Here is a 15,322-nt window from a genome sequence, read left to right as displayed (position 1 = left end):
AAAAATCGATTTAATTATAATTAACTGTATTTCAGGTGTATAAATATATTTTGTCTGGACTAAACTATGAAGATTTAAAAGAGATTATGGTATAGGGGTTGCTAGTTTGAGCTTTTCTTTAAGATAGTATCCTGTAAATGAAGTTGAAACCGAGGTAATTTCTTCTGGAGTCCCAGTAGCCACAATATTACCACCTTGCTCACCCCCAATGGGGCCAAGATCAATAATATGATCTGCACATTTTATAAGTTCTATATTATGTTCTACAACCACAATTGAATGTCCTTTATCTATTAAGGCATCAAAAGATTTTAAAAGTTTTTTAATATCGTGAAAGTGTAATCCTGTTGTAGGTTCATCAAAAATAAATAAGGCTTTTTCTTTGGTATTTCCTTTCACCAAAAAAGAGGCTAATTTAATACGTTGTGCTTCTCCACCAGATAGGGTAGAGGACGACTGTCCCAGCATTACATATCCTAATCCTACATCTTGTAAAGGTTTAATTTTGGTAATAATTTTTTTCTGATTGTTTGATGTAAAGAAATCAATGGCTTCATCCACAGTCATATTGAGAATATCGTCAATATTTTTATCTTCAAATTTAACTTCTAAGACTTCTTTTTTAAACCGTTTACCTTTACAGGTTTCACATTCCAAATGCACATCGGCCATAAATTGCATTTCAATAGTAACTTCGCCTTCTCCTTTACAAGTTTCACAACGTCCTCCATCTACATTAAAAGAGAAGTGTTTAGGCTGATAACCACGTAGTTTTGATAATTTTTGTGAGGCAAATAAACTTCTAATATCGTCATAAGCCTTTATATATGTTATTGGATTTGATCTTGAAGACCTTCCAATTGGGTTTTGATCTACAAACTCAACATGAGCAATTTCTGAAAATTTTCCTTCAATTTTTGTAAACTGTCCAGCCTTTTGCCCATACCCCCCTGTTTCTTTTAAAATACTGGGATAGAGTATCTTTTTAACAAGGGTACTTTTTCCACTCCCAGAAACACCAGTGACTACAGTAAGTTGATTAATTGGGAATTTAGCGGTAATATTTTTCAAATTGTTCTCTCTTGCTCCTACAATTTGAATAAAGTTTTTAGAAGTCCTTCTTTTTGCAGGTATTGGAATTTCTAGATTTCCATTTAGGTAGTTTGCGGTGAGTGTGTCAAATTTTAAGATTTCTTCAAAGCTACCCTGTGCTATCAAATTTCCTCCATTTGTACCTGCTTCCGGTCCTATATCGATAATTTCATCTGCTGCCTTCATGATATCTTCATCATGCTCTACCACAATCACCGTATTCCCTAAATCTCTTAAGGACTTTAATACCGTGATTAGTTTTTCTGTATCTTTAGGATGTAAACCAATACTTGGTTCATCTAAAATATACATAGAGCCTACCAAGCTGCTTCCCAAGGAAGTGGCTAGATTAATGCGCTGAGACTCTCCTCCGGACAACGAATTAGATTTTCTGTTAAGCGTTAAATACTCTAACCCTACATTAGAGAGGAATAACAATCTATTATTGATCTCTTTCAAAAGTCGTGAAGCAATTTTGTAATCGTGTTCACTAATTTGAAGCTCTTTAAAAAACTTTGCCAACTTGATTAAGGGTAACTCTACTAGGTCTGTTATTGTTTTATTGGCTATTTTGACATAATTAGATTCGGGTCTTAGGCGTTTACCTTTACAAACATCACAACGGGTCTTCCCTCTGTATCTTGAAAGCATCACCCGGTTTTGTATTTTATAGCTTTTCTCTTCAAGGAATGAGAAAAAGTCGTGAAGCCCTTCAAAATGTGAATTTCCATCCCAAACTAATTGTTTTTGTCTTTCCGATAACTCAAACCAAGGCTTATGAATAGGGAAATCAAATTTATAGGCATTATTTACCAATTGGTCACGATACCAACTCATGCTTTCGCCTCGCCAAGGAAAAATAGCATTCTCATAAACAGAAAGCGCTGTATTTGGTATTACCAAATCTTCATCAATACCTATTACATCTCCGTAACCTTCACATTTTGGACAAGCTCCATATGGGTTGTTAAAACTAAAAAGATGTACGTTGGGTTCAGGAAAAAGTATACCATCCAATTCAAATTTATTACTAAAGAGGGTTTCTTTCTTACTTGTTAGGTCTTCAATAATGCAGGTTCCTTTGCCTTCAAAAAAGGCAGTATCTACAGCATCAGCTAATCTATTTTTGAAATCTTCTTCGTTTTTAACAATAATTCTATCTACCACCAAATAAAAATCATCACCAATAGAATGATCAATTTCATCAATTCTAATAATATCTCCTTTATATTTTATCCGGGCATACCCCTGTTGTGATAGTATTTTTAGTGTTTTGTGAGTATCTCTATTTTCTGGGATATGAACAGGAGCCAATAATAAAAGTTTGCTTCTCTCTGTGAAAGAAAGTACAAAATCTATGACATCTGATACCGTATGTTTTTTAACTTCTTTACCTGAAACGGGAGAAAATGTATGACCAATTCTGGCAAATAACAACTTGAGATAGTCATAGATCTCTGTTGTGGTACCCACGGTAGATCTCGGATTTGTAGAGTTTACTTTTTGTTCTATAGCGATGGCTGGCGCAATTCCTTTAATATAATCTACTTTTGGTTTATCTAATCTGCCTAAAAACTGACGGGCATAAGAAGATAAACTTTCCACATACCTGCGTTGACCTTCAGCATATAAGGTATCAAAGGCAAGACTGGATTTCCCAGAACCAGAGAGACCCGTTATGACCACCAATTTATTACGGGGAATTGCGACGTCTATATTCTTCAAATTATGAAGACGAGCGCCTTTAATAATAATGTTTTCCTTAGAATTAAGAAGAGAAATGTCGTTCATAGCAATTAACAAATCACAAAGATACTAATAAGACTTTTGCTGTTGAAATTAGATATTAAAAAGAATTAGAACGAAAAAATAATAACAAAAATTTGTATTTTTCTATGTAATAATCTTATATTTGACAACGTTGCACCTAAATTTATAGCGCCTATACAATAAAATTACTTTTTAAGATTTACTATTTAACCCACTTCGGTTCTTAGAATCGAAACACCAAATCGAAACCTAAAAGTAATTTTGTATGAATCAACTTGTCAATGACTCAGTACTTATTGAACGCTATTTAAAAGGTCAAGAAACTTCCTTAGAAATTTTAATTAATCGCCATTCTCAGAGAATTTATAGCTTTATATTTTCTAAAGTCTACGATCGTGATGTCGCCGAGGATATTTTTCAGGATACTTTTATAAAAGTTATTAAAACTCTTAAAAGGGGAGCCTATAATGAAGAAGGTAAATTTTTACCATGGGTAATGCGTATTGCTCACAATCTGGTAATTGATTATTTCAGAAAAAATACAAGAATGCCAAAATTTGAAGGTAATGATGACTTCAATATTTTCAGTATGATTGGGGATTCTTCTTTAAATGCAGAAAAACAATTAATTAAAGATCAAGTTGAAAATGATTTACGTAAATTAATTGATGAATTGCCAGATGATCAAAAAGAAGTTCTTAAAATGCGTATGTATAAAGATATGAGTTTTAAGGAAATTTCAGAGGTTACTGGTGTAAGCATTAATACTGCACTAGGAAGAATGCGCTATGCAATAATTAATTTAAGAAAGATAATTGAAAAGCATAATATTGTTTTAACAAATTAGTTAGACAATAAAAAGTAAAGTATGGCGTTAGTATGTTATGATTTAAAATTATATCTGAACATATGGCAAAACTTTACACTGAACGTTCATCTGAGATGACAAACTTAAGACCTAAAAAAGAAACCGTTGAATTTTTATTAAATTATTCAAAGGCTTTAAGTGTTATTAATTACAAAACGTTGAAGTTTGACGCACTTCTTAACTAAACTTTGATAAGGCCCGTGTTTAACGGGCTTTTTTAGTTTTATTATAGGCGTTTATTACAGTCTTGCGTCCAATTGTTTTTGTGATTATGTCTTTTTCTAGATCCCATCCTCGTGCAGGAGAATACTCTCGTCCGTACCAAATGATTTGTAGATGCAGATTATTCCACTTTTCTTTGGGAAATAATCGCTTAGCGTCTTTTTCTGTTTGCACCACATTTTTCCCGTTAGAAAATCCCCATCTGTACATTAATCTGTGTATATGAGTATCTACAGGAAAGGCAGGAATACCAAAGGCTTGAGACATAACTACACTTGCCGTCTTATGTCCCACTGCTGGAAGCGATTCTAATGCTTCAAAATCTGCCGGAACCTCCCCGTTGTATTTATCGATTAGAATATGCGATAATCCATAAATACCTTTAGATTTCATAGGAGATAAACCAACAGGCTTAATAATTTCTCGTATTTCTTCTTGTGATAGTTTTATCATTGCATAAGGGTTATCCGCTTTTTCAAATAATAATGGAGTAATTTGATTTACTCGTACGTCTGTACTTTGTGCCGACATTAAAACGGCAATTAATAGCGTATAAGGATCTTTATGATCTAATGGAATAGGAATTTCAGGGTATATGCTTTCTAGAGTTTCTATAACGAAGTTTACCTTTTCGGCTTTAGTCATTTTTGTTTATTTTTACATCAAAAGTAATCAAATTTAAAATTGACTATGAATACATTAAAAGCAGGGGATAAGGTGCCAGAATTTAGCGTTCCTGATGAAAATGGTAATACAGTTTCATTATCCGATTACAAAGGTAAAAAATTGGTAGTATTTTTTTACCCAAAAGCAAATACTCCTGGTTGTACAGCGGAAGCGTGTAATTTAAGAGATTATTATACAGAACTTCAGGCAAAAGGTTTTGAGCTTTTAGGCGTAAGCGCAGACTCATCAAAAAAACAGGCAAATTTTAAAAACAAATACGAATTTCCATTCACATTATTAGCAGATGAAGAAAAACAAGTGATCAATGTATTTGGTGTTTGGGGACCTAAAAAATTTATGGGAAAAGAATATGATGGAATCCATCGTATGACATTTTTAGTAGACGAAAATGGAGTTGTTAGTCATGTTATTGAAAAGGTAAAAACTAAAGATCATGCTGCTCAAGTTTTAGAACTAGCTTAAAAAAAGCCTCGATAATTCGAGGCTTTTTTTATTTTTCAATTTTTTCTTTTTTGATTTCAGGCTCATAATCAAAAAGCTTTTTTTCTTTTATAATTTCAGCAATACCTTCTGGAAGCATCTCTTCCCAACTAGGGTCTCCCTTAGCAATTCTGGTAAGAACATCTCTAGAAAAAATATGAAGTATGTTTGGATCATAATCAAAGATATCAACAAGCTTTCCGTTGTATTTGAAAAATTTATACAACTCTTTCATCCTAGGATGAACTTTCAGGTTGTTACTAGTAATAAGTTGTCCACTTTCCGGGTCTTTCATTGGATATAAGTACACCTTCAAATCTTTATAGAAAAGCTTTCCAAATGCTTCTAAAATACCTCCGCTAATGTGGCGATAATATTTCTCATCAAAAATCTCAATAAGATTATTAACTCCCATAGTGAGCCCTAAACGTTCTTTTGTATAATTTGAGAAGTATTCTACAACTTTATAATATTCTCTAAAATTGGAAATCATCACAGTTTGCCCTAAAGAACATAATAATTCTGCTCTTTCCATGAAATCTTCTTCATCAATTTCACCTTCTGCCTTTAGGTTAGACAATGTAATTTCAAAAACTACGACTGTTTTATTTACATCTACTTTATTCTCCCGTATAAAAATCTCATAAGATTTTTTATACATGTCAATATTTACCTTAGTGACAGGTCTAAAACTACCTCTTAAAGTAAGAATATTCTTTTTGTATAGAATTCTTGCGGGTAGAATATTATTTCCATCTGGGCCAAACATGACGGCTTCTGTCATCCCGTTTTTAACTAATTGCAAACTTATCAAACGATTGTCTACTTTGTCAAATCTTGGTCCGGAAAAATTTATGGTATCAATTTCAAGGGTATCCTTATCAATATGATCATAAAGATAACGAAGTAACTTTTTAGGATGTTCAAATTTATAGTAAGCACCATAAATCAAATTAACCCCCATTATTCCTAAGGTTTCCTGTTGAAGTCTGGCTTCGGTTTGCTGAAATCTAAAATGCAGAACAATTTCATTGTAATCCTCGCCAGGAGCTACCTGAAAACGAATTCCCATCCATCCATGACCTTTATACTTTTTTGCGAAATCAATAGTGGCAACAGTATTGGCATAACTAAAAAATAATTTGTCTGGATGCTTTGCTCTAGGAATTCTTTCCTCAATCAATCGCATTTCATGCGAAAGCATTTTTTTACATCGTGCTTCCGTAACATAGCGTTTGTCGTCTTCAATACCGTAAATAGCATCACTAAAGTCTTTGTCGTAAGCACTCATAGTTTTGGCTATGGTGCCCGAGGCACCTCCAGATCTAAAAAAATGCCTAGCTACTTCCTGTCCGGCGCCAATTTCCGCAAACGTACCATAAATATTTTCATTGAGATTTATTCTGAGAGCTTTGGTCTTAGTAGAGGGAATATTTTCAAACTCTTTATCACCAGATAAAACTGTAGCCATAAAATAAAATATTGATTACAACAAAGTTAATAAGATTCATCAATGAAATACCCAAATAAATTATAAATTTGGAAAAATAATTCAATTGAAAGTTACATTTTTAGGAACTGGCACCTCTCAGGGAATTCCAATCATAGGAAGTACGCACCCTGTTTGCTTAAGCGATAACCCAAAAGATAAGAGACTTAGAGTATCTGTATTGGTTGAATGGGATGATTATAGCTATGTAATAGACTGTGGTCCTGATTTTAGACAACAAATGCTTACAGCAGGGGTTACCAGAATAGATGGGGTACTCTTTACTCATGAACATGCAGATCATACTGCTGGATTAGATGACATAAGACCCTTTTTCTTTAGACAAGGAGATGTTCCCATCTACGCGCACAAGCGTGTGTTGGAACAGTTAAAAATCAGATTTGACTATATTTTTACCAAAGAAAATCGGTATCCGGGTGCTCCCGCTGTTGAAGAGGTAACCATTTATAAAGACCGTTCTTTTGTCTTGGGAAACATGGAAGTGATTCCCATTAACTTAATGCATCATCGTTTACAGGTATTTGGATTTAGATTTAATAAATTTGCATACTTAACAGATGTGAAAACTATTTCAAAAAAGGAAATGGATAAACTCAAAAATTTAGATGTCATGGTAGTAAATGCTTTGCGAATAGAACCTCACCAGTCTCATTTTAATTTAGAAGAAGCATTGGCATTTGTAGCGGAGGTAAAACCTAAAAGAGCTTATTTTACACATATTAGTCATTTATTAGGCTTTCATGAAGAAGTACAGAAAACATTGCCTGAAGGGGTATTCTTAGCTTATGATAATTTAACCATACATATAAATTAGATCTTTATGAAATCTCGTCTTTTTCTTTACCTTTTCTTATTTGCGTTATTAATTATTCTTTTTCAATGGACCAATTCGCGCAATTACGTGAAGGCAAACGATTTAAAAGTGATCAACTTGAAAAAGAAGATTGAAAAATTTCAAGATTCTACACAGCAATTATTATTTGATAATCTTGATCTACAATATTTTGCTTTAGCTAATAATGATGATGCATTGTCTTACTACGATCATTTAAATATTTCAGATTTACCAGGTTATATTTCAGATCAATTAATATCTACGAATTTGGCAGGGAAGGATAATCCGTTGGTGCCCTATGCAGGTATGGAAGGGACTATGAATATTAATAAAATTAAAGTCTTAAATCACAAGTGGATTATTGCCGATTTTAGTGATGGTAAGTACTGGGGAGAATTACTTTTTAACTATGAAATTAAAGAGGATAAAAGTATTCAGTTCACATTAACAGATCATTTACTTTACACCAATCAATAAATAAAAAGAATCAAGAAATTCGTTCTGAAAGCCATTTCTTGAATGAGTGAAAATTTTGAGGAGCAACACCGTGACCCACTGGATACTCTTCGTACACAAACTTGATATGGTTTGCTTCAAGTATTTTTTTTGCATTACGAGCCCAATCTGGAGGTATTATTTGATCTTCATTTCCATGGGATGCATAGATTTCAAGAGAATCAAAATTGTTGTTTTTCCAACCAGATACTAAAATATTTTCATTGATAAAACCGCTCAAGGCTACTATATTTTTTATTTTATCTGGATAGCTAAGAGCAATTGCATAACTTAAAATAGTACCCTGACTAAAACCAAGTAGGCTAATGTTACTGGCATCTAGTTGGTATGCCAAAATAGCCTCCTCAATAAAAGACATAATTACTTCTCTGGATTCTTTTGCCTGTTCATCGTCACTCCATTTACCACCTATAGGATCATATTGAATGGCATACCAAGCATACCCATTAGGCATTAATTCATACGGCGCACGGGCAGATATAATAAATAATTCTTCCGGTAATTCTCCTGCAAATGAAAAAAGATCTTCTTCATTACTTCCATAACCATGAAATAAGAACAAAGCAGGATTTTTTTCTTGTTGACTTTTGGAAGGTCTTATAATATGTTGAAGTGATAACTTTTTCTGTTGCATTATTTTATGAATTTAAACCATGATTGAAATAGAGGGCCTAACATTGGAATACTGGTTTTTCTTTCTTGTATAGCTCCGGAAAAGCCATAAACCCAAAGTACAATAAAAAACAAATAGAAGGACGCAGAAATAAGCCAACTGTCAAATTGACTAATTAATACACCTATACCATAAAAGGCAATATGAATTCCAAATGCCTGACGAATATGGAATCTTGCAAATGCATTTTTAGATTCCATATTCATAAAAATTGCGATAATGCACCCTATAATGGTAATATAACTTGCCATTGCAGCCGTTTTTCCTTCTTTAGGTTTATCTGTACTCATTATTTAAGTGTCGTAATAAATTGATCATTAGCAATAATACCCAAAGGCTTCCCTTTTAGCTCTTGATCTATAAAAATGGAGTTCTTAGAAGTGGAATAAATATCATTTCTTTTGAAGGTATAAACAATATCAGGATCAAAAAGAGTAAGATTTGCTTTTATTCCTTCTTTAATAGGGGGGCTTTCCATTCCAAAACGACTCATCCCACGTGTTAAAATGTCAATAGCATTTTCTGTATCAAAAATTTTGTTCAAAGCTCCAAAAGCAGATTCAAGCCCAATAGTTCCAAAAGCAGCATTATCAAATTCTACTTTTTTTAATTCAATATTAAGAGGATTATGATCTGAAGTAACCATATCAATAGTACCATCTAAAACACCTTCAATTAAAGCATTTTGATCTTCTTCTGCACGTAAAGGCGGTAGTACTTTGGTATTGGAGTCAAATCCTTCTAAAATTTGATCTGTATAAAAAAGATGGTGTATGGTTGTGCTACAGCTTATGTTAAGACCTTTTCTTTTTGCCTCTCTAATTAAGCCTACTGAACCCTTGGTTGAAATGGTAGGAATATGTAGCTTACCTTTGGTATATTCAAGCAAGAAAAGGTCTCTTGCAACTTGAAGATCTTCAGCGAGATAGGGGATTCCTTTTAAACCCAAGTAGGTAGCAGTTTTTTCTTCATTAACAATCCCATTACCAGCAATATTATTTTCTTGAGGATAAGAGCAAATTAATCCATCAAAGCCCTGAGCGTATTGTAAAGCAAGTTTGAGCAAATTTGGGTTGGAAATAGGTAATTTATAATCATAAAATCCAACAGCACCTGCATTTAAAGCATCAAAAAGCTCGGCTAGTTCTTCTCCATTACTTCTTTTAGTAAGTGCTCCCAACGGGAGTAATGAAACTGCATGCGCCGATGCTTTGTCTTTGACAAATGCGATATCTGATTTGTTTTCTATAATAGGTTGCGTATTGGTATTTAAAACTACCGTTGTAAAACCACTTAATGCAGCAGTATTTAATCCGTTTTCAATACTTTCTCTTTCCTCAAATCCAGGTTCTCCAAAACATACACTACTATCAAACCAACCTTTGGAAACGTAGAGGTTTGACTTTATGATGGTTTTTATTTTGTTGGTAGCATCAATGTGATTATCAATACGCTTGATAATACCATCTTTAATGAGAATGTCTTTTTCTTGTTTATGGTAAACCGAAGCCTTATCAAGTATAAGAACGGATTTAAGAAGCAAATTCATTTCAAGAATTTTAAAATCAGTATTTCCATTATTAGAAAACCTAATGCAAAAATAACAAACCATTTCCAAAGGTCTGTTACGCTATTTTCTTTTTTTAAGCTGTTAAAAAGCTCTGAAACATCATTATTCATATTTTGGAATTCAGAAGCGTCTATAAAATCATACTCTTTTGAGCTTTCTGTTCTAAGATGGTTAAAACTTAATTTTTGCAGGGCCTCATTCTTATACTTCAAATCATATATCCCAGGAGTATTGGGTTCCTCATTAAGCGTTAAAAGAACTTTAGTACTAAAAGATTGTTGCAAAGGAATGAAACGATTCTCATCTTTAACCAGTGTAAGTACTTCATCCTTAGAAAGACTTGCTTTTACAGCAATATTTTTTTCGGTGCCAATAGTGTAGTACAATTTTGGTAAGGGTAAACTTTTTAAAGCAATATTATAAAATACAGGAACAATTAATGGAGAATTTTTAAAATTTGAATAAGCTGATGCCAGCGGAGAAGTGAAAATATACATTCCTTGAGTGTTCCATAAAAAAGGAGTTCCATCTTGGTAGCTAAGAGCTCCGGTACTTTTATTTTTAAAACTAAAACCTTTTAAAGATTGTGGATATTGAAAATTATTGACCCGCTGCTCAAAAACATCTTGAAAAAGTGGATGATCAAACGCTATATTGGTAATTTTTTTTGTTGTTTCGTAGATGTTAGAAAACTTGGGAAGACCAAATTTACTTAAGAACAGATTGTTTTCTTCAATTGAAGCTTTTAAAGATGGAATAAAAATGATGAAACCGCCATTTCTTTTAAAGGCACTAAGCGTATTTAGCAAAGGAGGAGTAATTGTACTTAATTCATTTAAAACAATCAAATTTTGATTTTCTATATCACTAAAGTTGAGATTGTTTAATGAGGTATTGGTTAAATTAAATTCATTAGGTGTATAAATCCTTTCTAGATATTCAAAGTCCGTATCATTAATACTAAGAACATTTACCTTTTCCTTACTATTGATATTGAAAAAGAAAGTGTCATCATAAAAAAGTCCTGTATCTTCAACAGAAACAAAAGCCTCTATTTCTTTATTTGACGGCAGGGTAAAAGTAATTTGAGATATTTTTTTGTCTTTAAAATCTGTTCCTGCTTTTGCAATTAAAACATCTTTATTGTAGAGGGAAACAGCTTGTTCTTCCGTAGATACTACATTTCGTTTAAGAACCACATTTACTTCCATACCAGAAGCCCTATTATTTTGGACATATATGCTATCAATGCTTATGTTAGTTATTTCAACGGGACGTAATACTACAGGATAAACGTTTAAGAGTGAATCCTTAAGTTGATTTACACTTTTTGAATTAGATTGAAAATCCGAAATAAAAATCAGATTTTTGATTGAACTTGAATCTTTAGAAAAAATATTTCTTGCTTTTAAAAGAACTTCTCTATAAGATAATTGATTTGGGGCGTATTTAAGTTCTAAAAGTTCTTTTTTAGTTGCTTTAAGGGTGGTTTTTTTAAAGGTTTCAGTATTTGTAAAAATGGAGAATTGAGCATCTTCATCAATGCTTGCGATTAATTCCTGTACAGCATTTTCAAATAAAGGACCGTTTTTCCCGGAAGCCTGCATACTGAATGAATTATCCAGATAAATAATGGTTTCGGTATTCGTATTAATAATATCTCTATTAGCGGTATAGGGTTGGGCAAATGCAATTACCAACATGCATAAAAGTAAAATCCGTGTTAATAAAGTAAGCCATTTTTTTAAATTACGACTTTTACGTGTTTGAGTAGCTACCTCCTTAAGAAATTTCACATTGGTAAAAGAAACCTTCTGAAATTTCCGCAGCTGAAAAAGGTGAACAATCACCGGAATTATAAAAAGGAATAAAGCCCAAAGAATGTCCGGATTTTTAAATTGCATTCCGTATAAAAATTTATCAAATATAATCGTTTCTAAACGTAATTAAATTCAATTAAGATTTTTTTAAATAATCACTTTTGTTTTAACGATATATAGAATGAAGACTTTTGTTTTTGTAAAGTTCATGAAGTCTTAACTTAAGAAGTTAAGTTTATTTTCTTAATACGCTACAACCATCTTATAGTATCTTTTAAGCCAGAGCTATACAATGTTCTTTTTCAAAATAGTGATGCCTTTTAAATTCATAAGGCAATCGGATAAGAAGGTAATATTGAATTAGATGTAGTTTTTTTACTAAATACTTTTTCTTCTACTACTTTTATTAGAGTTTTCGTTTGTAGGGTTACTATTTGTTTGTGGGCTAAGGCTTCTACTTTGATTCTGATTCATTGGAAACATCATACGATCAAATGGAGCTCCTTGTGCGGTATTTAGGGTTGCATTATTTGCGTTTTGTTTACTTTCTTCTTGTTTTATACTTACAAGTTCCTTCTGCATTTCGGCTTTAAATACGTTAAATTTAGTTTCAATGAAGGATTTAATTTGATCTTCAGGAATGCTACTCATTTCAAGTTTTAAAGCCTCCTCTATTTTAAAAAAATCCATGAGTTCTGGGTTTAAGTATAGATCCTCATTTTCAGGTTGTTTAAAGAAATCTTGAACCTGAGCCATATATTGTTTTCTTACTTGTGCTTTTTCATCTAAAACACCTAGGTTTTCAAGGTAGTGTTCCGTAATGTTGTTATACTTATTTGGGTCTAATTGATAGCTACCATCTTTGTTTACAAAAAGGTTATTATTCTTATCTGTTTCACAAAAGATTTTCGCAAATTCCTCTTTCATTGAATCTGTTATCTGGGTAAAAGCAAAGTCTATATTTTCAGTTTTTGATGGAATACGATGCCTTTCACCTTCTATGATTAAGGTATTGTCCTCATTTGTTTCAGCTCCTTCTAAAAATAATGTATTGAGAAGCCCCTGCATAACTTCAATACGTTCTGGATGATCATCAGGAATAATTTTTTTACTTTTTATTAACTCCTCAACACCCTGTCTTTGAAGCATTGTTTTTAGGGTAGGAGTGATGGGTCTATTATTTTCAAGGATTACTTGAACCCCAGTTTTTTCTATAAAATCTCTTACCGGAGTAGGACAATTACCCAAAGAAGATGCTATACTGGTAAGTGCAGCTGTTGCATCTATTTTGTCTGAGCCAAGAGTTCTGTTTACCTGATGTTTAGCTGCCATATGGTAGAACTCCGTAATTTCGGATTCGCCATGGTCATTTTCTACATGTAATAGGAAGCTATCAATAACTTCTCCACTCAAAAGCTGGCTGGGTGCTAGGTCATTTCCATCCGTAAAAGAGACTCCTTCTTGGTTTAAATTTCCAATAAAGATATCTTTTTCACGAATTTCTTCTGGTAATTGATCTGGATACAATATTTTAAGCATTTCGCTAATTTCAGATTTCGTAAGTATCTCCGGTTCAAAGTTGTTTCTCAAAAATTTAATCGAGTTTTCAGAGAGTGGATTTCTGAAGACGTCCAATCTTTCCAAGTTTGGCAGTTTGGCAAGTTCTTTAGGTATATTTTTTAATTCATTATGATCCACAGTGAAACGTTGAAGACTGTTAAGCGTACCAATTTCTTGCGGCAATACAGTTAATTCATTGTTTTCTAATTCCAGTGCCTGAAGGTTCGCGAGCTGTCCAATTTCTTTTGGTAAATTTTTTAATAGGTTATTTTGGGCATATAATAATTTAAGCTCACTTAGGTTTCCTATTTGTTTGGGTAATGAGGTTAAATGATTATCACCAATGTTTAAATTCTCAAGCTTTTTGAGTAGACCAATTTCCGGAGGTAATAAAGTTAGTTGATTATCATTAAGTACAAGTTGTCTTAAGTTATTTAATGTTTCAATTTTTTTTGGTAATTTGGTTAATGCATTTCGCTCCGCATTAAGAGTAGTAAGATTTGTAAGATTTACCGTTTCTTCTGGTAATTCGGTTAACTGATTATCACCAATGTATAAATCCGCAAGCTTTTTGAGTTGGCCAATTTCTGGTGGCAATAAAGTTAGTTGATTACCATTAAGTGCAAGTTGCCTTAAGTTGATTAACTTTTCAATCTTTTTTGGTAATTTAGTTAATGAATTACGCTCCGCATTAAGAGTAGTAAGATTCGTAAGATTTACCATTTCTTCTGGTAATTCTGTTAGCAGGTTATTATGAATGTATAAATTCTCAAGCTTTTTGAGTTGGCCAATTTCCGGAGGCAATAAAGTTAATTGATTGCCATTAAGTGCAAGTTGTGTTAAGTTGTTTAACTTTTCAATCTTTTTTGGTAATTTGGTTAATGCATTGTTCCCCACATTAAGAGCAATAAGATTCATAAGATTTACCATTTCTTCTGGTAATTCTGTTAACTGGTTATTATGAATATATAAATTCTCAAGCTTTTTGAGTTGGCCAATTTCCGGAGGCAATAAAGTTAATTGATTACCACTAAGTGCAAGTTGTGTTAAGTTGTTTAACTTACCAATACTTCTAGGCAATTCTTTTAGTTTATTATTACGAATCTGAAAAAGTTGGAGATTTTTGAGTTCTTCAATTTCTGGAGGTAATTCTACAAGTTTATTATTATCTACTGTAAGCTGTTTAAGCTCTTCTAATTGCCCTATCTCTTTAGGTAATGTCTTCAGCTTGTTTTTATTTAGTTTAAGAGTTTCCAAAAATTCAAGTTGACCAATTTCTGGAGGTAATTCAATAAGTTTATTATTTTCAATCTCAAGATTTGAAAGTTCTTCCAAAAAACCAATATTTTTAGGTAACGCTGTTATTTGGTTATTGGTTAAGTTAAGGTCTTGGAGATTTATTAGATTCCCAATTTCTGTTGGTAGTTTTAATAATTGATTGTCATTTATTAGCAGTCTTTTTAACTTTGTAAGTTTTCCTATATTTTTGGGTAATTCTGTTAACTTGTTATTGTTTAAGTGCAGTAAAGAAAGATTGTTGAGAGTTTCCAATTCTGGCATTAGTATTTTAAAATCGGCATCAGTAAGACTAATTCCTGAAAGATTTAGTGTCTCAAGTTCATGAGATCTTGATTTCCAAGCATCAATTCTTTTTTTTCCCTCCTTTAAACTTTCTGAAACGGGTATTTCTGGCATGGGTTTAAAATTTTAATAACTGTA

12 protein-coding genes are annotated in these 15,322 nt (G+C 32.5%); 4 read left to right on the top strand and 8 right to left on the bottom strand.

Annotated features, from left to right (window positions below):
* Window positions 1-84: 84 nt before the first annotated feature.
* Window positions 85-2,883 carry an excinuclease ABC subunit UvrA gene (gene uvrA, locus WBG07_RS01590; RefSeq protein WP_340198729.1) on the bottom strand — a complete coding sequence of 933 codons (2,799 nt, stop codon included), beginning with the start codon at window positions 2,881-2,883 and terminating at the stop codon, window positions 85-87.
* A 244-nt stretch (window positions 2,884-3,127) separates the two neighbouring features.
* On the opposite strand from uvrA, the gene WBG07_RS01585 reads away from it, so the two are divergent.
* On the top strand, window positions 3,128-3,709 hold the full coding sequence (locus tag WBG07_RS01585) for an RNA polymerase sigma factor (RefSeq protein WP_340198728.1): 582 nt from the start codon (window positions 3,128-3,130) through the stop codon (window positions 3,707-3,709).
* A gap of 225 nt (window positions 3,710-3,934) precedes the next feature.
* On the opposite strand, the gene WBG07_RS01580 is transcribed toward WBG07_RS01585, so the two are convergent.
* The gene (locus WBG07_RS01580; RefSeq protein ID WP_340198727.1) at window positions 3,935-4,597 is read right to left on the bottom strand and encodes an endonuclease III domain-containing protein; all 663 of its coding nucleotides are present in this window, start codon (window positions 4,595-4,597) and stop codon (window positions 3,935-3,937) included.
* 45 nt (window positions 4,598-4,642) lie between these two features.
* Here WBG07_RS01580 and bcp point away from each other — a divergent pair, with 45 nt between their 5' ends.
* Complete coding sequence (gene bcp / locus WBG07_RS01575; RefSeq protein ID WP_340198726.1) at window positions 4,643-5,101, top strand: thioredoxin-dependent thiol peroxidase; 459 nt, start codon at window positions 4,643-4,645, stop codon at window positions 5,099-5,101.
* Between the two features lie 28 nt (window positions 5,102-5,129).
* On the opposite strand, the gene WBG07_RS01570 is transcribed toward bcp, so the two are convergent.
* The gene (locus tag WBG07_RS01570) at window positions 5,130-6,590 is read right to left on the bottom strand and encodes a TonB-dependent receptor (RefSeq protein WP_340198725.1); all 1,461 of its coding nucleotides are present in this window, start codon (window positions 6,588-6,590) and stop codon (window positions 5,130-5,132) included.
* Window positions 6,591-6,675: 85 nt separating this feature from the next.
* Here WBG07_RS01570 and WBG07_RS01565 point away from each other — a divergent pair, with 85 nt between their 5' ends.
* Both WBG07_RS01565 and WBG07_RS01560 read left to right on the top strand, forming a co-directional pair.
* Window positions 6,676-7,443, top strand: a complete 768-nt coding sequence (locus WBG07_RS01565) for an MBL fold metallo-hydrolase (protein ID WP_340198724.1) — start codon at window positions 6,676-6,678, stop codon at window positions 7,441-7,443.
* Window positions 7,444-7,449: 6 nt separating this feature from the next.
* Entirely contained in the window at window positions 7,450-7,941 is a 492-nt protein-coding gene (locus WBG07_RS01560) for a hydrolase (RefSeq protein WP_340198723.1), read from the top strand.
* A gap of 10 nt (window positions 7,942-7,951) precedes the next feature.
* On the opposite strand, the gene WBG07_RS01555 is transcribed toward WBG07_RS01560, so the two are convergent.
* The 5 genes from WBG07_RS01555 to WBG07_RS01535 all read right to left on the bottom strand — a co-directional run bounded on the left by WBG07_RS01555 (window position 7,952) and on the right by WBG07_RS01535 (window position 15,298).
* Window positions 7,952-8,614, bottom strand: coding sequence for an alpha/beta hydrolase (locus tag WBG07_RS01555; RefSeq protein ID WP_340198722.1), 663 nt, complete (start codon window positions 8,612-8,614; stop codon window positions 7,952-7,954).
* Complete coding sequence (locus tag WBG07_RS01550; protein WP_340198721.1) at window positions 8,614-8,943, bottom strand: hypothetical protein; 330 nt, start codon at window positions 8,941-8,943, stop codon at window positions 8,614-8,616. The genes WBG07_RS01555 and WBG07_RS01550 overlap by 1 nt, the downstream gene beginning before the upstream one ends.
* On the bottom strand, window positions 8,943-10,202 hold the full coding sequence (locus WBG07_RS01545; RefSeq protein WP_340198720.1) for a dihydroorotase: 1,260 nt from the start codon (window positions 10,200-10,202) through the stop codon (window positions 8,943-8,945). Before WBG07_RS01545 ends, WBG07_RS01550 begins: the two co-directional genes overlap by 1 nt.
* Window positions 10,199-12,127 carry a BatA domain-containing protein gene (locus WBG07_RS01540; RefSeq protein ID WP_340198719.1) on the bottom strand — a complete coding sequence of 643 codons (1,929 nt, stop codon included), beginning with the start codon at window positions 12,125-12,127 and terminating at the stop codon, window positions 10,199-10,201. Before WBG07_RS01540 ends, WBG07_RS01545 begins: the two co-directional genes overlap by 4 nt.
* A gap of 294 nt (window positions 12,128-12,421) precedes the next feature.
* On the bottom strand, window positions 12,422-15,298 hold the full coding sequence (locus WBG07_RS01535; protein WP_340198718.1) for a leucine-rich repeat domain-containing protein: 2,877 nt from the start codon (window positions 15,296-15,298) through the stop codon (window positions 12,422-12,424).
* Between the last annotated feature and the right edge of the window lie 24 nt (window positions 15,299-15,322).

This window comes from Ascidiimonas meishanensis, from assembly GCF_037782385.1.
Lineage (GTDB): Bacteria > Bacteroidota > Bacteroidia > Flavobacteriales > Flavobacteriaceae > Ascidiimonas > Ascidiimonas meishanensis.
This window is presented reverse-complemented; position numbering and strand designations above follow the sequence as displayed.